This window comes from Bradyrhizobium sp. USDA 4532, assembly GCF_024171315.1.
GTDB lineage: Bacteria > Pseudomonadota > Alphaproteobacteria > Rhizobiales > Xanthobacteraceae > Bradyrhizobium > Bradyrhizobium australafricanum.
Genome location: NZ_JALJZN010000001.1, coordinates 4043873 through 4067551 on the forward strand (window position 1 = coordinate 4043873; position 23679 = coordinate 4067551).

Below are 23679 nucleotides of genomic sequence, written 5' to 3' on the forward strand. Positions count from 1 at the left end.
AGCGAGCTCTGATAACCTCCAAAAACGTGCGGAGGCATCAATGTTGCTTCCACGCTGCACGTACACCGAAAGCGAATGAATTGGGATTTTGCGGAAGTCAGATCCGAAAATGACGCATAACGGCGGCGCACTTGGCATATTGCAGTTACAGAATGTACCACAGACGATGGCCGGATCGCTCAGCAATCCCGCCACTTTTTCATTTCCAACAATTTTCCGTCAAGTTCCAGGCGCTTGGACCAAGAATGTCGTTCTTGGCGGTGAGGACAAAAAATTGGAAGCCGCGTTCATAAGCGCCGCAAAGGAGTTGGTGAGTGATGGCGCAGTCGCGATCACGAGCAATTGCGGATTTACCGTCAAGTACCAGAAGGCAATGACGCAAGCCCTCTCAGTGCCAGTTTCGATGTCTTCTTTGCTGCTCCTCCCGTATCTCATGGCGACCGTCAAAGGACGCGTCGGCATCTTAACGTTCGACTCAAGACCTCTGACGTCCGATCTGCTAAAATGTGCAGGTATTGAGTCGCGCGATCGAATAGCGGTCGCTGGCATCGAGTATTCCGAGACATGGGAAATCATGTCGGGGCCCGAAAATAACTATACGACTCCGCAGGTGTCGAAAGATCTACAGGCCGCAATCGCATTTATGCGTAAGCGATATGATGACGTCGAGGCCATCTTATTTGAATGCGCGGGATTTCCAATAGCGACGCAGGAAGTGCGCAAGCAGACACAGCTGCCGGTGTACGATGCCGTGACCAATGCGAATCTATTGATGAGCCGATATAACATCTCAATCCCAGAATCTGCACGAAAAGAAGCTTAGCATGTCATTGAAGATTCAACCGCATTCGCAGCCGACGCCTGGACCGTAACGAGGGGGTGCGCTTGCCCGCCCTCCTATTCGAGGCGGCCAACGTGTTGCAGTAACCCAGCGCGGATTGCTGTTGAAGCGTTGACTGGCTAAACGAGCCGCGAAAAAAGACCAAAATCGCCGCCACGCGTAAAATGGCTGCCATCCTCCATACGATCTGAACCGACGGGATGGAATGGAGGAGCGCAAACTCTAATGTTTGGGTGGTTCAAACTTCGGTCTCGCTACACAAAATCCGGGACTCTAACTGCCGATGAGTAAAAGTTTGTTGGCAGGTCACGCGGTGTATGGGTCTGCATAGACCACTGAGGTCCGACAGCGTGATCCGGCAGGGATGCTCTGATGTCCGCTGTCAAGGATTAGAACGCAGACCATCGTCCGATCGTCGATCAGCTGTTCATAGAGAGGCGCACATAGGTTGGGGGCGGAACAACGACGTCGGTGATCAAGCTCTGATGCGCTGATCTGCTACCGCATTCCCGATTGTGCGTCCGAGGTTTGCTCCTATCTTAGAACGCGAGTCGGCACTCTTGCCGGCCACAAGCTGCGATGCGAACAGTTTCGACATTTCTTGTAGCGCGATCAAATAGCGCATCGTCCAGCCCTTCTTGCGGGGATAGGTACAGCATAAAGGCGCTCGCCTGCAGCCGGTGGATTCGCAGCGTCTCAACCGATCGGGCGCGAACGAGATCGCGCATCGCTTGTGTGACCTTCATCGGGAACCCACACGGCCGTTAGCTCGCCGGCGCGGAGCAGCCGCACGAGACAAATGGCGTCCCGGCGGTTCGTCTTCACCCGATCCCAGGCTTCCTTGGGATCAGCGATGGCGCCACCACCAAGCACTCGTGGCCGAGCGACCGATTCAGACGATAAAAACCATAGCCAGTTGGGCCGGCTTCGTAACAGAAGTGGATGCGGTCAAACGGGTTGGCGATCCGCGCAATGATGACACCCGCTTTGGTTGCAAAATCGTCGACCTCGCCGAAGAAGAGAGCTTCTCCCTCGCGGCCTGCCTCCGCCTTTTGCGATGGTGTTTCTCAGCTTGGCCACATCGATTCCGACGAATGCTTCGCTATAATCCGGCACGGTTCGTCCTGCTGTGACGAGGATCTGCTCGGTCTGCCCGAGCCCCCGGACGCGCAGTCTAGGGCGGGTCACCTCATGAGGTGGACATACGCACCTATCCCGCCGGAGCAGAATCCCGCTTATGATGATACTCCGCGGCCGCTCTGATGCCATGGTGCGTCCGGGAAATCCGACCGCGGAAAGAGCCATGAACTCGACAAAGGACGATCATTCAAAGCAGATCACGGTCGCGATCAAAGGGACGCCCCCTCCTAGTGTTCTGTCCCAGAAATTCGTCGACAAAGTCGGGCGAGTTTCTGGAGGATGGAATCCGCGGTAGCAGTCCGAACGAAGGGACGTGAATTTGCATTGTGGGTGCGGATAAGGCGGTCGATTTTGTGATAAGGTCGGTGGTGGACTCGAACGATGCTCGCCGAATGGCGCGTTGGGTGATGAGCGCGAAGAAGCGTTCGACCTGATTGAGCCAGGAGGCGTAGGTTGGCGTGAAGTGAATGTACCAACGCGGCCGGCGGGCAAGCCAGGCCCTGACCTTGGGATGCTTGTGGGTGGCGTAGTTGTCGACGGCGAGATGGATGTCCAGTTGGTCCGGCACGTTACCTTCGATGTAACGCAGGAAGGCGAGGAACTCCTGGTGACGATGGCGGGGTTTGCATTGAGCGATGATTTCGCCGTCGAGCACGTTGAGGGCGGCGAACAGGGTGGTCGTGCCATGACGCTGGTAGTCGTGGGTGCCCCCCTCGATGTAGCCGAGTCCCATAGGAAGCATGGGCTGGGTGCGTTCGAGGGCCTGAATTTGGCTCTTCTCGTCAACGCAAAGCACGACAGCTTTGTCAGGCGGATTGAGATAGAGCCCGACGACGTCACGCAACTTCTCGACAAAGAAGGGATCGGTCGAGAGGTGCTTTTGGCAATTCCCGTCTCTTGGGCGACGGCGCGCACGCTCCAATGGGTTGCGGCTTTGAGCTTGCGAGCGAGCGTTTTGGCGATCAGCTCGGCCACAGCCTCATCCTCAACGGTGCGGGGCCTGCCTGTCGGTACGCATCTCGTCGTAGAGACCCTCGATGCGATTTGCGATGAAGCGATTGCGCCATTTGCCGATCGTATGTGGACCGACACCAAGCCGCGTCGCCACGAGGGCGTTGTTCGGCTCACGTTCGCAGGCAAGCACGATCTTTGCTCGCAGCGTCAACGCTGCAGGGAGCGACCGCGATCGTGTTATGGCCGCGAGCTGCGTGCGTTCGTCGCCGGAAAATCGTCAGCATCGCCTTCGGTCGGTGCGCATCGGGTACCTCCTTCGATCGGGACACCCGAAACACTTGCAATTATTATGCTACGAACTAACGGGACAGAACACTAGTGTCCTGAACCAGACGTTTTCAACATCGCGTCGAGTTCTGTCTGGGCATTGTATCGGCAGAAGCAGCTCGATGGATTGCAAGGATGTCATGCGGATTTGGTCCATCGGAAAGGCTTGGGATCGGCGTTATGTCCGTCGATGAACGAAGTGATGTCGGCCCTGAGGGCGGCGGCGGCGACGCTGCGATAGACCGCGCTAATCTTCTTATCGGTGAGGAGCGCGAAGAAGCGCTCGACCTGATTGAGCCATGGCGAACTGGTCGGGGTCAGGTGCACATGTCAACGCAGCCTTCCAGCCATCGCCGGATCAGCGGGGTCTTGTGCGTGGCGTAGTCATCTATGACGAGATGGACGTCGAGTTCACGCGGCACGGCGGTTTCGATCTCGTCGAGGAACTTGCGGAACTCGGCAGCACGGTGCCGTCCGTAGCATTTGCCGATGACCCGTCCGGTCGCGATGTCGAGAGCGGCGAACAGCGATATGGTGCCGTGCCTTTTGTAGTCATGGCTCCTTCGGGCCGGCTGACCGGGACGCATCGGCAACATCGGCTGACTGCGGTCCAGCGTAAGCGATTCTCTGTCCCCACCTTGTCGGGAGCGAGCTGACCGGCAAGATACGAGCCATCAGATACAGTACGCTTCGCATATATGGTTGACCATATAGTTGACGCTTCGAAGCCGCGTGGCTGGCTGGATATTCAGGTCGGTGCGGACGTCGTCGTCGGTGGAGCGATGAGGTCAAGGGGCGGATCGTGGCGGAGTCCTATGCGCCGGGCGCGATCGTGTCGGGGGTGGCGCGCCGGCCGGTATCTCGCCGCAACATCTTTTCGTGTGGCGTAAGGCAGCGCGTTCCGGCCTGCTCCGCCTGCCGATCGAGGAGGTGCATGTTTCGCGGGATCGTGAGCACGGATTTCAGGGGATCGTGAGCAGAGATTTCAGACGATCGTGAGCACGGATTTCGCGGGATCGTGAGCAAGTTTTCAGCAGCTCAGCCCGCTTCGGCCGACAACTCAACCGGCTTAGGAACTGCCTCGTCAGTGAACGAGGAAGGCCGATGCCCACCCAGAGATTGTCGATGCGCCGGATCAAAGAGGTTCTCCGCTTAAAACATGTTCAAGGCTTGCCGGAGCGAGCCATCGCGCGCACCCTGGGCATCAGCAACGGCGCCGTGCACAGCTATCTGCGCCGAGCCGGGGCTGCCGGGCTGAACTGGCCGTTGCCGGCCGGAATGACCGACGAAGACCTGGAGCTGCTGCTTTTCACCGCCTCGGCCGGAGCGGGCTGCTCACGATCGTCTGAATTCGGCGCTCATGATCGCGCGAAATCGCTGCTCACCATCAGTGAAATATGCAAGGAGGCGCCGCTCTTCGTTCCGGTGGCCTTCCGTAAAAGTGCTGACGGCCCCGCCACGCTGGTACGCGAGCAGCTCCGCCATGATGCAACGCGCGCAGTTAGGCCGCCGCTCGGAGAAGCTCGATCCGGAACACTGCTGCTGACAATCGAGGACATCGAGCAGGCCGTTGCAGCCAACGAGGCGACTGAGGACAAGAAGGACCCTGCGCGCGCACGCAAGCGCGCTGATAAGCGACGCGCCGATCGTGGCGCGCTTCCGGCCCATCTGCCGCACATCGACGTGACGATCGCTCCGGAAGATACCAATTGCCCGTGCTGCCGCGCGCCGATGCATGTGATCGGCGAGGAAACGTCCAAGCGGCTCGACGTCGTCCCGGCGCAGTTCCGCGTGATCGTCACGCATCGTCCCAAGTATGCCTGCCGGGGCTTGCACGGATGGCGTGGTTCAGGCACCGGCGCCAGAGCGGCTGATCAAGGGTGGGCTGCCGACCGAGGCGATGGTCGCCTATGTGCTGGTCGCCAAATATGCCTGGCATCTGCCGCTCTATCGGCAGGCTCAGATGCTGCTTGCGCAGGGCATCGACATCAAGCGCGCGGTGCTTGCGTTCTAGGTAGGCTATGCGGCCGCGGAGCTTCATCCTCTCTGGCTGCGGCTGCACGAGATCATCCTGACCGCGGGCAAGATCGCGGTCGACGAAACCACGGCACCGGTGCTGGATCCCGGTCGCGGCCGCACCAAGAAGGGCTTCTTCTGGGCGATCGCGCGCGACGATCGGCCGTGGGGCAGGGCCGACCCGCCGGCAGTGGCCTACACTTATGCCCCCGGTCGTGGCGTGGTCCACGCGCTCAAGCTGCTCGACGGCTATCGCGGCATCGTGCCATGCTAGTGGATCGAATCTAACAGTTGATGCCCTCGTTTGACGGCGGCGACGATTTTGTCGGGGTCTGCGGTCCATGTGAAGGGTTTCGGGTCATTGTTAGCCTCGTCGAGGAAACGGTTGATGGCGGCCTTGAGCTCGCGGACGGATCGGAAGACGCCGCGCTTGAGGCGTCGTCGCCGTGAGAGTTCGCGAAGAAACCCTCGACGGCGTTGAGCCACGAGGACGAGGTGGGTGTGAAATGGAAGGTGAAGCGCGGATGGCGATCGAGCCATTTGCGGACCTTCGGGTGCTTATGGGTCGCATAGTTGTCGAGGATAACGTGGACGGCCTTGTTGGCGGGAACTTGCGTCTCGATCTGGTTGAGGAAGCGGATAAACTCCTGATGCCGATGCTTCTGCATGCAGCGCCCGATGACCTTGCCTTCGAGGACGTCGAAGGCGGCGAACAGCGTGGTGGTGCCGTTGCGCTTGTAATCGTGCGTCATGGTGGCGGCGCGCCCCTTCTTCGGCGGCAGGCCCGGCTGGGTGCGGTCGAGCGCCTGGATTTGGCTCTTCTCGTCGACCGAGAGCACGATGGCATGCTCAGGTGGATCGACATAAAGCCCGACCACGTCATGCAGCTTGTCGACGAAGTTGGGATCATTGGAGAGCTTGAACTGCCGGACACGATGCGGTTGCAGCCCGTGTGCGCGCCAGATGCGCTGCACCGAGCTGGCGCTGATACCGGCCGCCTTCGCCATCATGGTTGCGGTCCAGTGAGTGGTCTCGGCTGGCGGATCGGTTTGCGTGAGAGCCACCACGCGTGCCGCAACTTCCGTTCCGAGCGGCGCAATACGCGAGGGGCGCGTCTTGTCGCGCAGAAGGCCGTCGAAGCCTTCCTGCATGAAGCGCTCCTGCCAGCGCCAGACGCAGGTCTTGGACTTGCCGGTCCGCCGCCGGATCTCGTTGGTGCCGACCCCGGCGGCGCTCAACAACACAATCTCGGCCCGCCAAACCTGCTTCTGTGGGGCATTGCGATCCCGCAAGAGCGCCTCCAGCCGGTGGCGATCAGACAGGCTAACCTTGATGGAAATACCGGTGCGCATGCGCCAGAGTCGCATGCTATCGGCTCCGACGGAATCCCTTCCGGGATTCAAATGGAGGGCCTCGTCGCCGCCGGCTCGGTGCCCTCCGGCAGCTTCAACAAGCCGTCGCGGGCCGCCCTGGCCGAAAGTTGCTGCGGCGAGATCTCGTGCTGACGAGCGACCTCCAACATCACTGCGCATGGCGCGTAGGATTTCGCCACGATCTCTGCCTTGACATCATCGTACCAACGACGGCGCCGAACCCAAGCCCGCAATGCGTCAACAACATCCGCAATCATGCTGCGACGCCTGGATTTGGGACTTCTCATCCACACACAGAACGATGGCATGCTCCGGCGGTGAGACATAGAGGCCCACGACGTCGCGCGCCTTGGCCTCGAAGCTTGGATCGGTCGGGAGCCTGAACGTCTCCAGCCGGTGCGGCTGGAGCCCAAAGGCCCGCCAGATGGGTTCACCGTCGACACCGACAGGCCGCTGGCCTTCGCCATATCGCGAGAACTCTAATGGGTGGCGTTCTCGGGGCAGTTCTCCAGCCTCCGCACGATCACAGCTTCGATGCGGACATCGTCAATCGTGCGCGGCGCCCCGGAACGCGGCTCGTCGTGCAGCCCGGCCAAGCGCCGCTCGACAAAACGCCGCCGCCACTTGCCCACGGTCTGCCGGCCCAGCCCCAGCTGCGCCGCCACTTCGTTGTTCTGACCGCTTTCCGCGTAGGTCAGCACGATCCGGGCTCTCAGAGCGGGCGCCTGCGCTGTCTTCTGACGCATCGTCAGCGACCGTAGTCCAATACGCTCATCATCGCTCAATATCAGGGCAGCAAGTTACCGAGCCGCCATCAGATCCTCCGTCGCTGCTGCAGTCGCCATCTCTGGCACAGCGACGCGAATCCAATGCGAATCTACGATTGCGAACTAGTGACTCGGGACACTAGGTGTACTCGGTCGATGGTCTCGGTCTAGTCAACGAAGTCGACAGCATGAGGATAAGCGGAAGCATTCGTATACCTGTGAGTTATTTCCTCGTCCACCTTTATGTCCTTTATCGCCACAATGCTCGCCCACGCGCCCGCCGCTTCATCGGTCCATACTATTTGTGTATTCGGATCCGACGAGTGATTCACTATCGAGATCAACCCGAAAACAACGTAACCTATCAGAGGGTCTCCTTTGAGATGCCGATCATGCCGCACGAAGTAGTACTCGAAGATCCCTGTGCGATCGAGCAGCTGGGCTTGAGCATAATCAAATCCCCAGGTTGGAGCGCGCTCAATTACATCTCCAACCTTGAATGAAATGTTTGCAAATACGCCTCGACCCTTTCGTGACACAGTTTTCACATACATAGTGTTGCTGCGATCAAAGACCTTCCCGACCATCATGTGTGCCTTTTCGGCGCCGAGTGTTGACCATTCCTTCACTGTGTTTATCTCTTTCGGACTTTAGAATGCTGGTATTCGAGCAACTATCACCGGTGGCTTCGGCCAAATCGAGATACACCATCCCACTACGTCTTCCACCACGCCCACTAACCAACATCGCCGCACCTTTCCTGCTGAGGCCAGTACAATGGGTAACGCCGACAATCGGGCGCGTCTTCTCCAGTCTGGACGAATCTCGAGCGTCTCATTTAAATACCTCCACGTTGGCGAGCGAACATAGCTGATCCCCAAGCGCCTGCTACCTACCTACAAAGATGGCCCCGCCTCTTTGCAGCCTAGCCGTCAAAGAAAGGGGCCGCCGGCATCTATTGATGATGCCGAGAGACAGCCATTCTCCCGATCCAGAAGGTCAGTGGCCAATTCACCACGTTCCACGATTCGAAGTCAAAGTTGTTCTTGGCGTCGGGCCGGTTCAGTAACGAGCAGTGAAGGTCAGGACCCCGTTGGACAATTCGCTAATTCGTCTCTCGCAGTTCGCCTTGCTTCGCGAATTGCTCGATTTGCTGCGCAGCGAGGTCGATTTCGGAAAGCACTTCGCTTGTATGGGCGCCGCGAACTGGCACATGGGTCGGCGCGACCGACGGTGTGGCCGAAAAGCGAGGCGCTGGTGCAGCCTGCAGGATGCCATCGACGGTCGTATACACGGCCCGCGCGACGTTATGCGGGTGGACAGCCGCCTCCGGTGGACTTAGCACCGGACCGAAACAGGCATCGGTGCCTTCCAGCAATTCTCGCCACTGGGCGCGCGTCTTGGTCGCGAACAGGGCATCGAGCTCCACCGAGAGAGCCGACCAGGACTCGCGATTATTTTGCCCATTGACGAAGCGCTCATCGTGGTTGAGGCCAAGACGCTTTATTAATTCGGTGTAGAACTTCGGTTCAACGGACTCGACACGAATCCACTCGCCGTCGGAGCAGCGATAGGAGCGGACGAAGTGCCTGCCGTAACCGTTCGACCTGATGTACTCGAACCTTCCGTCGCAGCTCGGAACGACCGCGAGCATCAGATTGAGCAAGCTCGCGGAGCCGTCGACTATCGCAGCCTCCACTACTTGGCCGCGTTTGTCCTCTCTCGCGCGCAGGACGCCAGCCAACACTCCGAGCGCGAGATAGAGCGCACCGCCGCCGACGTCACCCAGGAGCGTGAGTGGCGCATCGGGCCGCTCTCCAGGTTGGCTGGCAAGCCACAGCGCGCCGGAAAGAGAGATGAAGGTGCTGTCGAATCCCGGAGCGCGTGACAAGGGCCCGTCGTGGCCAAAGCCGGAGACGCGGCCATAGACGAGCGACGGGTGACGTACGAGGCAAACATCGGGGCCCAACCCGAGCCGCTCCATCATGCCCGGCCCCATGCCTTCGATCAGCGCGTCGGCTCTTTCGGTAACCTTCAATATGGTATCGACTGTTCCGGGCTTGTTAAGGTCCACAGCGATCGAGCGCTTTCCACGATTGTAGATTTCCGAGGGTCTCGGACGATCAGCATCGGTAGCAGAACGCTCCACGACGATGACGTCGGCGCCGAGATCGGCTAGCAACATGCCGCACATCTGAACAGGCCCAAGCGATCCCATTTCGACTACCTTCATTCCGTCGAGAACACCCATCGATGACTCCTTCCGCGCTAGACGGCTATCCGAATATTTAAGCTTGTCGATATCAGAACAGCGAACCTTGCGCGGTTAAGAGGCATTCCTGACAAACATCACCTCGCCAATAACAAACAAATTCAAGCCCGATAGGCCGACACGATGGGATTCCGCTCTCGTGTACTTTGGTCGGCGTTGATCGACAATTTTGGATTGCTAGGTGACCTTTACTGTTTGTTAGGAGCCAATAGCGCGATACCTGTATCGCCAGCTGCCGATGATCGAAACCATAGATCAGCGCATAAGTACAGGACGCACATTTGAGGGTCCTAGAGCAGTCACTTGCGTTCCGTCCGTCTTCAAGACTCGCGTGCCCGCCTGACACTCATGTGCGTCATCATCACTCCGCGGCGAATCGAGGCGGACCCAGCGCACCCGATTTCGTCAGTTGCTTGATCTGCTGAGGGGTGAGCTTGAGCTTAGAAAGCACTTCGCGCGTATGGGCTCCGCGCACGGGCACATGACTCAACTCGTTAGAAGGTGTGGCCGAGAAGCGGGGCGCCGGGCCAGCCTGCAAGATGCCGTCGACAATCGCATACACGCCGCGCGCGACGTTGTGCGGGTGGACGGCAGCCTCCGGCGGACTCAGCACTGGCGCGAAACAGGCATCGGTGCCCTCCAGCAGTTTGCACCATTCACTGCGTGTCTTGCTCGCGAACACTCTCGCGAGTTGATCTGTCAGATCGGGCCACACCTCAGCGTTCATCAGGCCACCGACGAAGCGCTCCTCACCGTCGAGGCCGAGCCGTTTGATGAGTTCGGCGTAAAACTGTGGCTCGATGGCGCAGATATTGACCCATTCGCCATCAGAGCAGCGATAGGAGCGTGCAAAGGGTTGGCCGTCCGACGCCGGCTTTCCGGTCTTGTAGACTCGGCTAGGGATGATCGAGAGCAACAGGTTGAGCAAATGCGCGGATCCGTCGACCATGGCGGCGTCCACGACCTGACCACGCCCGTCCTTGCGCGCGCGCAGGACGCCAGCGACAACGCCTATGGCAAGATAGAGCGCCCCACCTGCCATGTCGCCCAGCAGACTTGGCGGCGGCTCCGGCCGCTGGCCGGATGCCGTGGCGAGCCATAGCGCGCCGGATAGAGCAACATAATTGCCATCATGCCCAGCAGCGCGCATCAGAGGTCCGTACTGGCCCCAGCCGGTCATGCGGCCGTAGACGAGTGATGGGCGGCATGCGAGGCATACATCAGGACCCAGACCGAGGCGCTCCATGACCCCCGGCCTCATGCCTTCGATCAGCGCATCGCTGCCCTCAACAAGTTTTAGCGCAGTATCGATTGCCCCTGGCTTCTTCAAGTCCAGGATGATCGAGCGCTTGCCGCGGTTGTAGATCTCGGCGGGTCGTGCGCGTCCTGCATCGGCGGCCGGACGCTCCACGTTGATCACGTCTGCGCCGAGATCCGCGAGCAACATGCCGCATGCCGGGGCAGGCCCAAGCGACGCCATTTCGACAACCTTCAATCCATCCAGCACGCCCATCTCGATCCTTCCTTTGTGTTCAGTGCAGGTGCTGCTTGCGTCAACCGAGACGACTCTCTCCCAATGGATACACGTTGACAGCATCTTGTAGCCAGACCTGCTGCCCGAGCTACACGCGATTGCTCCCACGACTCGGACATTACCATCGAAGCAGCGTGGTCGGTTCTGGGCTGGAGCTCTTAGCGAGCGCGTGACCGAGCAGGCTCGTTCCAATTTGCCAGCCGTCTGGGCTGCGTGGCCCAAGCGCCTGGTGAAGTTCACCGCGTGGGCCTGCTTTGGCGGCAGGCCGTCGCGCGCAATGATTTCCTGCCACCTCCCGAAACCTGGTGAGCGCCCCGATTCCCCGGGCGGCTTGGCGATTATGACATGCCGAATTGAGGTCGCGGCTCAGCGCAACCTGATACCTGCGCCGACCCGCTCCGGACGGGGCAACTCCGCGTGGAGTCGCGCAAGCTCCAGCAAGCGCTCACGCACGTTTCCCTGCACGGGTCCATGGCGTCCGCTGGGAACGTCGATGTGAACCAGCATCTGCTCGCCCGTGGCCGCCGGCGTCTCGTCACCCTCGCGCATCAGCACGTGAAACAAATGGAGGCTCTTGTCGTCGGCGGCAAGAACGTGCGTGAGCACCTGGACACAATCACCGGCGTACAATTCCCGGAGTCGGGACAGGTGCGTTTCGACCGTGTCGTACCCGCCTCTCCTAGAGAGGTACTCATGGCCGATGCCGACGGAACGGAGCAGAGTATTGTTGGCATTGATGCAGAGCTGGAGGTAGCGGGTTTCAGAGATGTGGCCGCTAGCGTCCAGCCAGTCATGCGGAATTTCCTGCGTCGGAGACCGCAGCGGGCTTGAATCGGCTGGGAAGAGCTGGGGGACTCTGTCAGGTAGCTCCTGCTCCCAACGCGCGAGCGTCTCACCCGCTCCGTGACGTTGTGACCGCAGTCCCTGCAGCAACGCAACGAGGCAGTCGTCGCGCTCCTTCTCGGTAATATTGTCAGTCCTCACCTGCGCGTCCGACTGTTCGGCAAACTTGTCCAGGAATGCGTCGGTCAGTTCGGGCACGTCGGTGAGTTTCGACAACGGCCATTTTAGATAAGGCCCAAATCGCTCCATAGCCTGACGCATGCCAGTCTCGCCGCAGGCCATGCGGTAGGTCATAACAGGGCCCATGATCGGCCGGCGGAGTCCGAAAGAGTAACAGACCGCATCATCCACCTCCTGCACGGTGGCCAGGTCGTCATGCACCAACCATAGCGCCTCGCGCCATACCGCCTCCTGCAGCCGGTTTGCAATGAAGCCGTCCACCTCTTTACGCACCACAAGCGGGTGCATTCCAATTTTCCGGTAGATCTCGGCAGCCCGCACCAGCGTCTCGGGAGCGGTGTTCTGCCCGGCACATAGCTCAACCAATGGCAGAAGGTAGACTGGGTTGAAGGGATGCGCGACGAACACGCGCTCGGGATGATCAGTGCCCTCCTGGAGCAATGACGGGCGAAGCGAGGATGTCGAAGAACAGATTAGGACGTCGCGTGCCGCCGCCCGGCTGGCAGTCGTAAGCAGCTGCCGCTTAAGCTCAAGCCGCTCGGGCGCAGATTCTTGCACTAGCTCGACGTCGTAGACAGCGTCCGCGACCGAGGTCGCCACTGTGAGCGCTCCCTCGGCCGGTAGGGTGACCTGCGTCAGCCGACGATATGCCCGCCGCGCATTGGCGAGGATATTCTGTACGCGCTCGACAGCACGAGCCGAGGGACCATACAGCCGCACATCCACTCCATTTAAGAGGAACCGCGCTGCCCACCCGCCCCCGATCACCCCGCCCCCTAGCAGCCCGACTCCGCGCGGTAGCCTTCCAGACATGGTCTTTGACCTCTCAGGCATGAACTTTGAGCGCGAGCTTGGCGCGTACATCATCTGGACCCATCACCCGGACGCCAACTCGTTCGAGAATCTCGACAGCTCGCTGCACGAGCTCAGCGTTGGTCGCTAGACGCCCGCGGGATAGGTACACGTTGTCCTCTAACCCTACCCGCACGTTCGCACCCACCAATGGCGCCAGCGCCACATATGGAAGCTGCTTCCGTCCGATCGAGAAGGCCGAGAAGATAGAGCGAGGCGGAAGCCGATGTACGAGCGCCATCAGCGTAGTCAGATCGTCCGGCGCGCCGTAGCGAATCCCCATGCACAGCTGGATTAGAGCCGGATCATCGATGAGCCCCTCCTCAATAAGATCGTTCACCATAACAAGCTGGCCTGCATCAAAGACCTCAAGCTCGGGGCGAACACCGAGCTCCTTCACGCGCACGGCCATCGCGCGCAACATCGCCGCGCTATTGACCAAGATGTAGTCGCTACCAGCACCCCAATTCATCGTTCCGCAATCCAGCGTGCAGATCTCAGGCCGCAGTTCTTCCACATGCACCAACCGCTCGATCGCACCGGCCATATCTGTTTTTGCAGGGTCAAGCGGGAGGGGAGAGTTCGCCCCCCCGAGCACAAGATCGCCGCCCATCCCTGCAGTTAGGTTGAGCACCGGATTCACATCGGAGTTCCGAATGCGCTCAACAACTTCCCGATAGAGCGAGACATCTCGCGAACCGCGCTTGGTATCAGGATCGCGTACGTGGATGTGCACCACAGCTGCGCCAGCGCGCGCCGCCTCGATAGCCGAATTAGCAATCTCTTCAGGGGTTATCGGTACGAGCGGACTACGTACGGCGAATCCGCCACCTGTGACCGCACAAGTAATGAAAACCTCGGAAATCATCCTGAGCTTCCCTTTTTCTTGCACATCCCAAGCCGGGCCAGAAAGTTTGATCTCATGATGTTCTTCCATTCGCGTTCTATTGGGAACTCTCGGCGACATCGCCTCGGCGAACACCACGGCTGCAGTTGTCCTCATCGTAGCAAACGGCGTGCCGCTCGCGGAATTTCGTGAGCGGCTTGCCTAATGGGAGAGAGCATATATAGCGAGCGGCTCGCCGTTGGAATCGCACTGCTGGTTGTCGGAGTTCCGACATCATCGAAGTCAACCAGACACGATTTGGACGACAGATGACGCCTCATGTGATGTGGCGCGCCTCGTGCAGAGCTTGAACACTGCTAGAAGATGATGCGCCCATAGCCAACCACCGCCGACGTTGCCGCAATCAGTCTATTGTCTGCCACCATCTTCCTTTAGCCGAATAGATTCGAGTTGATCTGACTGACAGCGTTTCCTCGGCCTCGCTGTGAGACGCCGATCACAACCGAAAGCCGAGAAGAGAATCCGCGCCAAGACCAGCTTGCTCGATTAGCTTAGTGTTCCGGTTCCCGACCAGCCGCTCCAGTCGCTCATGATCGGCCGCGCCGATCAAATCAGTTCGATTTTCCTCTTCGGCGTAGACTTGGGGGCTCGTACCGACTTGTGAATCGTCCGTCAGTGACCGACCATTACACGGCTCACAACCCATCGCGCTGTCGTAGCATCAGCGCCCACAGGCGCTTTGCGGCCTCATCGTTTCTTTCCTTGTCGCTCACCGCATGGAGCCGCTCCCCAGCACTTGCTAGCTAGTCTTACTGTGTCATGGGCGTCGACGTCCATTTGATGCTGCGCCAGCGCCGCAGCATAGACATCGTGGCAAGGTTTTGATGAGCGCTTTGATCAAGCGGGCGCATGGTTGCGAGTGAGTTCGGGACATGGCGTTCAGGCCGCGCGGGCGGAGCCTCTGGGTCGATAAGTCTCGGGTAAGGGAGGCACTTGGACCGGCGCGGCGGAACGAGGTCCTGATAGTTGCGCTCGATGCGCCAGCGCAGCTTGGCAAGATCGACGAGCCGCTCGAAGCTGACGGTCTCCGGCAGGCTGGAGAGCCAGTATTTGGTCGGCTCTGCTTCGCCCTCTGGCCATTCGAATCAACAACCACTCGGGCGACAATGTCTCGGGGATCAGCTTGTTGTACCCGATACGGACGCGCACACGCGCGAAGCGCGAGGACAGCCGGTCGGCCGAGCCTTCGCGCCAGCTCACCGTGCGCCAGGCCTGCTTCGGTAGACCGAGCGCCACTTTCTTGGCCGAGACCAGATCGGGCTCGTCGCGCCGGCCGATGTTGGTCATCGGCTTGTCGATCCGCCGCAGGCCGCTGCCAGGGGCCCACATCAAGATGGTCGGCACGATGCCGGCCACATAAGGTACGCCCAACTCCGTCATGCCTGAACGCAGCCGCGCGTCCCTGCCGTAGGCTGCGTTCATCAATCCGACGCCGCGCGGCAGGCCGGCCTCGCAGGCCCAGCGTATCTGCTCCAGCGCGTTCTCCGGCTTGGTCTTGAACTTGATCTCCTTCGGAACGCCCACCTTCTTCCGTCGAGCACGGTCCTTGGTCCACTCCTGTGGCAGATACAGCCGATAGGCGACCGGCAGGCTGGCAGAGTGGTTGGCGATCGACAGCGACACTGCGACCTGGCAATTGGCCTGCTTGCCGAGTTACCCGCAATATTGGTGGTGCACGCCGACCGAATGCTTGCCTTGCTTGGGGAACGACGTGTCGTCGATGATCCACACCGCGATCGGTCCATTCTTCTCGATCGCCGGCAACACCGTCTCGCGCATCTTGGCCAGCACGTCTTCGTCCGACCAGGCCGCGTTGGCGGCGAAGTGCAGCAGCGACTGGTGTTGTGCCGCCGTGCGTGCCGGAGCCGTTCGCGCTGCCATCGGCTCAACGCTTTTGCGTTCACCGGGCAACATTAGGCCCGTGCAATAGTCGCGCAACGGTCTTGTCCGCTCCGCGTGACCGGCCACATACGCCACAAACCGTGCCTCGCTGTCTCAACCCTGATCGAGATCCATCTGGCCCTCCGCGTGCCAAATATTGAATCTCCTCAATTACTTGGTTCTCAACCTCAACGGCCGCGACCATCTGATCCCGGTAGGGACGCTCATTGCTGAGCGCCACCGGGTCGCGGAAGGCGGTCGCCCGCCTCCCGCTCCCACAGAACGTAGCGTGCGGATTTACCGCACTACGCTCTTCGGCAGTTGGTTCACAGCACTGCTAGTGCCTGCAGCCTCCCGTATGGGAGGCGCAGCTTTCGTTTCAGCAACGGTGCCCGCTCTTTGATTTGGTGGAAGGCGTCCCAAGTGAGGCGGCGACCTGCCCAGCTGCGGCTACGCAACATCTTGCGCCAGTAACGCTCGACGACCCGATAGACTTTTACGAGGCTCCTGTTCACTGATCGTTTGATGTCGTATTCGCTGCATGAGCTCTTGCAGAGACGTAAGGCTGCGCCGTAGCCGAGATTTCTCGGTGCGCATCCCGACCTTGAAGTTACCTTTCAGGTTTCGCGTGCAATACAGCGTCAGACCCAGGAAGTAGATAGTTTCCGGGCGGTTCCTGCCGCGTTTGCCCGCGTGTCTTTGCGCGAACCGACCAAACTCGACCAACTTAGTCTTGGTCGGCTCCAGAGTGAGGCCGAACTTCCCCAACCGTAGCCGCAAGGCATCCTGTACGCGGATGGCGTTCGATCGATATTGGAAACAGATCACAAAGTCATCGATGTAGCGCACCAGTCGGGCTTCGCCCCGCAACCGTCCCTTCACTACGCGTTCAAACCAGAGGTCGAGAAGGATGGTAGAGACGAGCCTTGAAGCGGTAGCCTTTGCGGAGCCTCACTGTTGCTGACGCTTTCACGTCAGTGCCCTCACCGAGCCGGCATGGCTTCTTGAACTCGCCTCCTCAAGCAGAACCCGGCGTGCAGATTTCCCGCACCGGGCTCCCCAGATGACATTCGCGAAGAGCGCCTCATCACACCGTCGGATGCAAGTTTCGAGCGAACGGAAGCTCGAACCACGGGCAGTCGCCCAATTGTGCCCAACTCAGCCGACGGCGTTGGCCACGGCGTTGTAGGGCTTGCTTCCACTGTCGCTGGGTTTCAAGGCGGATCCAGCTCAGCCTACGGTCGCAGTGGTGCAGAGCGAAGTACTGGTAGAAGCCGCGCAGCATCACCGTTAGGTGTTGTTGCTGTTCGCGTCTCTTCCAGTGCCGATGCTCGAGCAGCCACTCGCGGGTACGAGCGAGGAACTTTCTGCAGCTCTTGGTGCTGGGGATACGGATCAGGGCGAACCGCCCGCTCCGATCCACCCCACAGACATGCTTGAAGCCGAGAAATTCAAATGTCTCCGGCCTCTGTCCGTGCTTGCCCCGCATGGTGGCAGCAAAGCGTCCAAAGAGTAGCAGCCGAGTCTTGTCCTCGGCCAACTCCAGATTGAACTGCGCGAACCGCTCCTGCAACTGGCGCTGGAAGTTCTGCGCATCGTCCTGGAACTGGAAGCGCCCCACGAGTCGAGTCGCCCGGGGGAGTTTCACCCCCAGGCGCTCACAGATCCGGACGTGAACGTCTCCGCTCATCCGGCTCTTACCGTCCAACCGCCGCCTTGTGCAGCATCGGCCAATGGGCCAACAGCGTGGGGGTGCGGCAAGCAATGTCCCGTACCCAGTGCTCTGCCCGTCTTCGATGTCGCCGCAGACGTTTGTATTTTGACATCGCCCATCGCGCGAGACATCGGTCGAGATGGCGTAGTGTCGGGTAAAGCGCCGATTTGTAGTACCGACCGTAGTAGTTCATCCAGCCTCGAATGATCGGGTCGAACATCCTCGCCAGGTCGTCGATCCTCTTATCCACCCGGCAGCGTAGTTGCCAGGCACGGATTTCCTGTCGGATTGCCTTCGTCGCGGCATTGCTGACACCGGGGCTGAAGTTGACGAAGTGCTTTCTCCAACGGTTCTTCGAACGACGGGCACGGAACGTGTAGCCCAAAAAGTCGAATTTCTGTTCAGGATAATCACCTCGCCGGTCGTCATCCTTACAATAGACTATCTTCGTCTTGTCCGGATGAAGCTCCAGTCCGCATTCGGCAAAGCGCTTCGCAAGCGCTTCCTTCAGTTCTTGTGCCTGCCGCTCACTGTCGCAATGGCAGAGAATATCATCGGCATAACGCTCGAACTGGATGCTCGGATGATTTCTTCGCATCCACATGTCGAACGTATAGTGGAGAAAGAGATTCGCCATCAGCGGTGATACCACCGAGCCCTGCGGCGTGCCCTTCTCTCGGGGTTCAAGGGTGCCGTCTTCCAGTTGAACGGGAGCTTTAAGCCACCGTTCAATGTACAACAACACCCAAGCGCAGTCCGTGTGCTTCCGAATCGCCTTGAGCAAAAGCTCATGCGATATCGAGTCAAAATAAGCCCGAATGTCGAGATCGAGCACGAAGGGATGCCGCCAGCATCGCTGGCGAGCAACCCCAACGGCATCGAGCGCCGATTTTCCGGGTCGATATCCGAACGAATCTGGATGAAAGTGCTTCTCCAAATCCGGCTCCAGATATCCTTTGACGACCGCCTGAGCAACGCGATCCGACACCGTAGGTACGGTTACGTCGAACTGCACTTCAACCCCGTCAGGATTTGGGTTCGGCTGAGATAACCCATCCCTTCCATGTACTTCGTGGTCAGCGATTTGCTGTCCTCAAGGTCAGAAAGGTCTCTGGCGTAGAGACTTTGAGCCTGCGCCACGCCGAGATCGGATCGCTTGCTGTCGCGCGCGACTGGACGGACTGGGCGCTTCCCGGTGATCGGAGCGAGCCTATCAATGGCCAGCAGCCGTTGCTCATCGACGCCCTTGGTCTGCTTGCGCTCGCCGAATTCGCCTCTTCGTTGAAGCACAAGAAATGAGGCTTGACCAATGACTCAGCTTCTGAATCACTCGGACATCAATTCGATTCGGTCCGCAAATGAAGAAGCCTTCTTCCGCGGCCCTGCGAAAGCGCCGCCACCAGCTCTTGCGTGCCCTGCCGCCGATCGAGCAGATTGTGCGCGGGTCGCTCATCGAGACCTACAAGCGCTGCGGCCGACCCCGCTGCCACTGCGTCGACGGACCGGGACACGGCCCCAAGCGTTACCTGTCCACAATCGCTCGAACCGGCGAACGCCCGCGGCTCGGCTATGTGCCGAATGGCGCGTATCCTCAGGTGGCCGAGTTTCTCGCCAACTACCGCAAACTCCAGGAGATGCTCAACGAGATTTGCGCGATCAATGCCGAGCTTCTGCGTCGCCGCGAAAGTCTCGATTAGATGGATCCGGCGGTCGCAGCCCTCGACTTTGCCGAGGCGGGCGCCATCATCGCCAACATGATCGACTCCTATCTCGCTGCAGGCGCTCCGCCGCCCGATGTGGAAGGACCCGATCATGATCAATCCCAAGATTGCCGATCATCATCTCGCGCGGCAGGCCTGCATCTACATCCGTCAGTCGACGATGGGGCAAGTCCGCTTCAATCAAGAGAGCACAGAGCGCCAGTACAACTTAGCGGACCAAGCGAGGTCGCTCGGGTGGACTCCGGAGCAGATCCGGATCCTCGACCGGGATCTCGGTCACTCCGGCGAGCAGGCGACCAATCGCGACGACTTCAAGACGCTGGTCAGCGATGTGGCAATGGGCCAAGTCGGCGCGATCTTCTCTCTGGAAGCCTCGCGCCTGGCCCGCTCGAACAAGGATTGGCATCGCTTGCTGGAGCTGTGCGCGGTGACACGTACATTGGTGTTCGACGGCGATGGCTGCTACAATCCGGCGGACTTCAACGACAGCCTTGTGCTTGGCATGAAGGGTACGTTTGCTCAGGCAGAGCTGCACATCATTCGCGCGCGCCTCCACGGAGGCAAACTCAACAAGGCGCAGAAAGGTGAATTGCACTTCCCTCTGCCGGTCGGTTTGGTATTCGACGGCGATAGGATCACCCTCGACCCCGATCAGGAAGTGCAAGGCGCGGTTCGAACAGTCTTCGAACTATTTGAACAAGAGAGCAGCGCCTACGGCGTAGTTAAACGGTTCAATGAACTCGGCCTTGTCTTTCCACGCCGAGCCTATGGCGGCGTCTGGGACGGCAAGCTGATCTGGGGACGACTTACGCATTCACGCGTGCTCGGTGTTCTTGCCAATCCCTCTTACGCCGGCACTTACGTGTTTGGCCGATATCAATCTTGTAAGCAGGTTGGTCCTACCGGTGAGATCCAAACTCAGTTGCGCCGCATGCCACAAGATGAGTGGCGTGTTGTCATTCCCGATCACCATGCTGGTTATATTACCTGGGATCGATTCCTTACCAACCGCGAACACTTGGCGGCGAACAGGACCAATAGCGAAGTTATCGCCGGACCCGCTCGAGAGGGACTTTGTTTGCTGCAAGGTTTATTGCTTTGTGGCGCTTGCGGACGGCGTCTAAATGTGCGCTACGCCGGCAATGGCGGTCTTTATCCGATCTATGAATGCAATTGGAGGCGTCGGGAGGCACTGGCGCCGCAGCACTGCATGTCTCTGCCATCAAAACCGCTTGATCACGCCATTGCAGAGCGCCTGTTGACCGCCGTCACGCCACTGACGGTTAAACTGGCGTTGCAAGCGCTGACAAGCTTGGAGGAGCGCGATAGGTCAATTGCTGCGCAATGGCAACGAAGGATAGACCGGGCCCGTTATGATTGTGACTTGGCAGAACGACGCTATGAAGAAGCAGACCCCAGCAATCGGTTGGTTGCCAGTACGCTCGAGAAGCGCTGGAACGATGCAATGGAGCGGCTTCTCGAGCTCGAGACTGAATTGGCCAATTTTGAGCGCCAGAACCTGCGTAGCATCACAACCGAACAGAGGCAGCAAATACTGCAGCTTGGCAGGGACTTCCCCCGACTGTGGAAGGCTTCAAGCACTTCAGCTCGTGACCGCAAGCGCATGCTCCGCCTGTTGATACGCGACATCACCGTCGCTAAGGGTCCAGAGCCCAAACTGCTGCGATTGCAAATTCGCTGGCAAGGTGGGGCTACTGAGACAATTGAGGTCCGGCAGCGGCCGAACCGCCCCGAAGCAGTTCGTTATCCCGAAGAGTTCGTTGCCAAAATCCGCGCGCTGGCGGAACTACATGATGATCATGAGATCGTCGCGCAACTCAAAAGCAATGGCCAGACAAGCTCGACCGGCAGGCCGTTCACCGTCAGCATGATTCGATGGATCCGCTACAAGCATCGTATCACTGGCCGATCTCTTCCCGCCGGAACGTTGAACGTCAGCCAGGTTTGTGAGAGATTTGGCGTCAGCCTGTGGGTCGTCCATTACTGGATCGAACGTGGTATAGTCTCGGCGCTGCAACGCAAGCCGAATGCGCCATATGCAATCACCATCGACGATTGCGTCGACCGGCGTCTCCGAAAATGGGTTGCGACTTCAAGCCATCTTCACCCACCATCCCCAACGCAAACTGTATGAGGTGTATTATGCCCGGCGCGTCGGAATTCCTAGCGGCCTCTTCCCGCCGTCGCGCTTGTCGATCTGCACACGCTTGACCGGCGGTGGAAAGTAGCTACCCGAAGACATTCGATTCCAGAGCTTGTACAGATTGCTCTGCAAGTCTGCCTCGAACACCTCGATCGACTGCTCGTCCACACCGGCTGCGCCCCGATTTGCTTTAACCCGTTTGTACGCCTCCCAAACCCAGCGCTTGGGGATGTCATACGGCTTTGCTTGACCCAAAAGAGTCCTCCCGTTTCCGGTTGTTCTTCCAATCAAGCGGGACAGTGCCGTGCCTTCGCTCCGCCACCATTACAGTGCCTTCGTCACTACTACACACGGCTCCGTCCCTGCATCGCGCATTGGTACTCAGACTCTTGTGGGGCTTCCACTTGAACCATTCCCTTGGCATCGCGATACAGGTTCCCACGTTCCGCACAGAAGCCTGAACCGAGGTCACGCCACCTCGCCTGCCGGACGCCGCCTGAGCCGTAAACAGGTATCGCTCAGACTGATCCCAAGATAACGACTACCCCTTGGTTTTGACGTCTTCCCTACGCTTTCGACAGTTCATCGGTGGTTCGCTTGCGCTCGTCTCCTCGATCCTTACCTGACAGAGTCTTGCTCTGCCTTTTCCGGTCTCGCTCACCACCTCGACCATTGGGCCGAAGCAGCAGCCGGTGGTTTGAACCCTGATCCTGCAACCCGAGTTCGAGGGGCCGACCCCCATCTTCTGTGCAGCAAGGCTGCTCAAAGGTGCTCTACATCACACCTCCTTCGCACCGTCGTGGCGCACCGTCATCTGCATAGCGGCACCATGGGAGGTCAGGGTGCTTCCGTGTCATCCAGAGGTCGAAGCAATAGTGCAGGAAAAGATTGGAGAGAATCGGACTAACTACGCCCCCTTGAGGGGTACCGCGAGTTCGCTCGATCAACACTCTGTCCTTTTCCATGGGTGCCTTGAGCCATCTTTCGATGTAGAGCAGAACCCATTTGCACGTCACATGCTTTCGAACCGCTTTGAGCAAAAGATCGTGCGAGATGTTGTCGAATAGTCCTTTGATGTCGAATTCAAGAACCCAATCATACTTCCAGCACCGCTCGCGCGTAACATCCACGGCATCCAGGGCCGATTTCTTCGGTCTGTAACCATAGGAGTCTGGAAGAAAAATTGGATCAAGAATCGATTCAAGGTACTGCGCAACAACCAATCTGCGCGATGCGATCGCTGACGGTCGGAACACCCAGAATCCTTTCGCCATCTCCCCCCTTTTTCGGAATGGAGACTGCACGCACTGAGGGAGGAAAGTAGCTGCTCGAGCTCATCCGATTCCAGATCTTATAAAGGTTGCCCTTCAGATCTTTATCAAACTCCCCGAGCGTCTGTCCGTCCACGCCAGCCGCACCACGTTTGGATTTAACCGCTTTATAAGCCCGAACCACACTTCTCTTATCTCTTATCGATGCTCAACGGCTTGCTTGTCGTGATCGTCGTATTCATCCTGTCTCCAGTTGGTCCATGATCACAACCGTCCTGATCCGACCCCTTTGCTCCGGCCCCATTACAGAGCCTTCAACGCTCTTACGAGTCGGTCCGCCCCAGACCTTGGCATCGGCACTCTGGCCGCGCGATTTTGGTCGCTTCAGCTTCTCCCTTGGCATCCAGAGTTTGGTTCCTGCAGTTCCACGCGAAAGCCTGCATCCGCTTCACGCCCCCTCTACGCCGGTTGCTGCCTACCCAGTAGTCAGGTTGCCGATAGGCTTATCCCAGAAGATTGAGCCGCCTCTGGTTTTAGCAACGTCCACCAGCTTTCGACGCGTCATCGAGGGTTCATTTTCATTCGTCTCGCGAACGCTCACCTGCCCGAATTTCTCTTCGGACTTTTGATCCAACGCTCACGACCACACCTTTTGAGCGCAGCCGCTTGGACTGGTTTGGGGCCCGCGCCTGAACGCCGATCCCGGAGGGCCCACCCCCATCTTTTCGCGCAGCTTACGCACATGGCTAGGCGTTCATCTCGAACTCTCCTTTTCTATGCTGCTGCAGCACACGCTCAATGGCTGGCCTGCATGCTCCCCTACCGACGCTTCGCCGACCCCCTCGCGGAGGCCTGCGCACGGCTGTGGTTCGCCACACCTTCATCGCAATGGACTTTCACCATCTACTCCTTGCCGGTCTCC

Annotated in this window: 15 protein-coding genes and 9 pseudogenes; 7 read left to right on the forward strand and 17 right to left on the reverse strand. The window is 59.2% G+C overall.

Features of this window, described 5'->3' with window-relative positions; translation table 11 throughout:
• Positions 1-109: 109 nt before the first annotated feature.
• Positions 110-823, forward strand: a complete 714-nt coding sequence (locus tag J2R76_RS18670; protein WP_253624519.1) for an aspartate/glutamate racemase family protein — start codon at positions 110-112, stop codon at positions 821-823.
• A 616-nt stretch (positions 824-1439) separates the two neighbouring features.
• Here the strand turns inward: J2R76_RS18670 and J2R76_RS18675 are convergent.
• The 3 pseudogenes from J2R76_RS18675 to J2R76_RS18685 all read right to left on the reverse strand — a co-directional run.
• Positions 1440-1957: pseudogene (locus J2R76_RS18675) on the reverse strand (IS110 family transposase); the annotation flags it as partial.
• Positions 1958-2208: 251 nt separating this feature from the next.
• Positions 2209-3219: pseudogene (locus J2R76_RS18680) on the reverse strand (IS630 family transposase).
• A gap of 181 nt (positions 3220-3400) precedes the next feature.
• Positions 3401-3876, reverse strand: a pseudogene (locus tag J2R76_RS18685) (IS630 family transposase); the annotation flags it as partial.
• Positions 3877-3998: 122 nt separating this feature from the next.
• Between J2R76_RS18685 and J2R76_RS41025 the strand changes: the two are divergent.
• The 3 genes and pseudogenes from J2R76_RS41025 to J2R76_RS18695 form a co-directional block, all read left to right on the forward strand.
• Complete coding sequence (locus tag J2R76_RS41025; RefSeq protein ID WP_375166575.1) at positions 3999-4238, forward strand: transposase; 240 nt, start codon at positions 3999-4001, stop codon at positions 4236-4238.
• Positions 4239-4366: 128 nt separating this feature from the next.
• Positions 4367-4600, forward strand: a pseudogene (locus J2R76_RS18690) (sigma factor-like helix-turn-helix DNA-binding protein); the annotation flags it as partial.
• Between the two features lie 148 nt (positions 4601-4748).
• Positions 4749-5549, forward strand: a pseudogene (locus J2R76_RS18695) (IS66 family transposase); the annotation flags it as partial.
• On the opposite strand, the pseudogene J2R76_RS18700 reads toward J2R76_RS18695, so the two are convergent.
• From J2R76_RS18700 to ltrA, 12 genes and pseudogenes are all read right to left on the reverse strand, one after another.
• Positions 5549-6630, reverse strand: a pseudogene (locus J2R76_RS18700) (IS630 family transposase). The pseudogenes J2R76_RS18695 and J2R76_RS18700 sit on opposite strands and share 1 nt — an antisense overlap.
• A gap of 47 nt (positions 6631-6677) precedes the next feature.
• Positions 6678-6908, reverse strand: a complete 231-nt coding sequence (locus tag J2R76_RS18705; protein ID WP_253624520.1) for a transposase — start codon at positions 6906-6908, stop codon at positions 6678-6680.
• Between the two features lie 222 nt (positions 6909-7130).
• Positions 7131-7352, reverse strand: coding sequence for a helix-turn-helix domain-containing protein (locus J2R76_RS41030; RefSeq protein WP_375166504.1), 222 nt, complete (start codon positions 7350-7352; stop codon positions 7131-7133).
• Between the two features lie 233 nt (positions 7353-7585).
• Positions 7586-8047, reverse strand: coding sequence for an SET domain-containing protein-lysine N-methyltransferase (locus J2R76_RS18720; protein WP_253624521.1), 462 nt, complete (start codon positions 8045-8047; stop codon positions 7586-7588).
• Positions 8048-8523: 476 nt separating this feature from the next.
• Positions 8524-9669, reverse strand: coding sequence for a CaiB/BaiF CoA-transferase family protein (locus tag J2R76_RS18725; protein ID WP_253624522.1), 1146 nt, complete (start codon positions 9667-9669; stop codon positions 8524-8526).
• 382 nt (positions 9670-10051) lie between these two features.
• Positions 10052-11203: a CaiB/BaiF CoA-transferase family protein gene (locus J2R76_RS18730; protein WP_253624523.1), complete on the reverse strand. Its 1152-nt coding sequence runs from the start codon at positions 11201-11203 to the stop codon at positions 10052-10054.
• Positions 11204-11590: 387 nt separating this feature from the next.
• Positions 11591-13114, reverse strand: coding sequence for a 3-hydroxyacyl-CoA dehydrogenase NAD-binding domain-containing protein (locus tag J2R76_RS18735; protein ID WP_309143543.1), 1524 nt, complete (start codon positions 13112-13114; stop codon positions 11591-11593).
• Positions 13074-13967 (reverse strand): 3-keto-5-aminohexanoate cleavage protein, encoded by an 894-nt coding sequence (locus J2R76_RS18740; RefSeq protein WP_253626036.1) that lies wholly within the window; start codon positions 13965-13967, stop codon positions 13074-13076. Before J2R76_RS18740 ends, J2R76_RS18735 begins: the two co-directional genes overlap by 41 nt.
• Positions 13968-14885: 918 nt before the next feature.
• A pseudogene (locus J2R76_RS18745) lies at positions 14886-15983 on the reverse strand (IS701 family transposase).
• A gap of 354 nt (positions 15984-16337) precedes the next feature.
• Positions 16338-16736, reverse strand: coding sequence for a reverse transcriptase domain-containing protein (locus J2R76_RS18750; protein WP_253624525.1), 399 nt, complete (start codon positions 16734-16736; stop codon positions 16338-16340).
• A gap of 238 nt (positions 16737-16974) precedes the next feature.
• Positions 16975-17508, reverse strand: a complete 534-nt coding sequence (locus J2R76_RS18755; RefSeq protein ID WP_253624526.1) for a maturase — start codon at positions 17506-17508, stop codon at positions 16975-16977.
• Positions 17509-17584: 76 nt separating this feature from the next.
• Positions 17585-18616, reverse strand: a complete 1032-nt coding sequence (ltrA, locus tag J2R76_RS18760; protein WP_253624527.1) for a group II intron reverse transcriptase/maturase — start codon at positions 18614-18616, stop codon at positions 17585-17587.
• Between the two features lie 17 nt (positions 18617-18633).
• Between ltrA and J2R76_RS18765 the strand changes: the two genes are divergently transcribed.
• The 3 genes from J2R76_RS18765 (at position 18634) to J2R76_RS18775 (ending at position 21477) form a co-directional block, all read left to right on the forward strand.
• Positions 18634-18900 carry a DUF5372 family protein gene (locus J2R76_RS18765; RefSeq protein ID WP_253624528.1) on the forward strand — a complete coding sequence of 89 codons (267 nt, stop codon included), beginning with the start codon at positions 18634-18636 and terminating at the stop codon, positions 18898-18900.
• Positions 18901-18959: 59 nt separating this feature from the next.
• Positions 18960-19298 (forward strand): DUF6788 family protein, encoded by a 339-nt coding sequence (locus tag J2R76_RS18770; protein WP_253624529.1) that lies wholly within the window; start codon positions 18960-18962, stop codon positions 19296-19298.
• 115 nt (positions 19299-19413) lie between these two features.
• On the forward strand, positions 19414-21477 hold the full coding sequence (locus J2R76_RS18775; RefSeq protein ID WP_253624530.1) for a recombinase family protein: 2064 nt from the start codon (positions 19414-19416) through the stop codon (positions 21475-21477).
• 18 nt (positions 21478-21495) lie between these two features.
• On the opposite strand, the pseudogene J2R76_RS18780 reads toward J2R76_RS18775, so the two are convergent.
• Positions 21496-21741 (reverse strand): annotated as a pseudogene (locus J2R76_RS18780) (group II intron reverse transcriptase/maturase); the annotation flags it as partial.
• Positions 21742-22292: 551 nt separating this feature from the next.
• Positions 22293-22959, reverse strand: a pseudogene (locus J2R76_RS18785) (group II intron reverse transcriptase/maturase); the annotation flags it as partial.
• Between the last annotated feature and the right edge of the window lie 720 nt (positions 22960-23679).

Coding starts and splice junctions, on each gene's coding strand:
- J2R76_RS18705 (WP_253624520.1), bottom strand. CDS start 6,908: ATGATTGCGGATGTTGTTGACGCATTGCGGGCTTGGGTTCGGCGCCGT.
- J2R76_RS18775 (WP_253624530.1), top strand. CDS start 19,414: ATGATCAATCCCAAGATTGCCGATCATCATCTCGCGCGGCAGGCCTGC.
- J2R76_RS18740 (WP_253626036.1), bottom strand. CDS start 13,967: ATGATTTCCGAGGTTTTCATTACTTGTGCGGTCACAGGTGGCGGATTC.
- J2R76_RS18770 (WP_253624529.1), top strand. CDS start 18,960: ATGAAGAAGCCTTCTTCCGCGGCCCTGCGAAAGCGCCGCCACCAGCTC.
- J2R76_RS18735 (WP_309143543.1), bottom strand. CDS start 13,114: ATGATGTACGCGCCAAGCTCGCGCTCAAAGTTCATGCCTGAGAGGTCA.
- J2R76_RS18725 (WP_253624522.1), bottom strand. CDS start 9,669: ATGGGTGTTCTCGACGGAATGAAGGTAGTCGAAATGGGATCGCTTGGG.
- J2R76_RS18730 (WP_253624523.1), bottom strand. CDS start 11,203: ATGGGCGTGCTGGATGGATTGAAGGTTGTCGAAATGGCGTCGCTTGGG.
- J2R76_RS18670 (WP_253624519.1), top strand. CDS start 110: ATGACGCATAACGGCGGCGCACTTGGCATATTGCAGTTACAGAATGTA.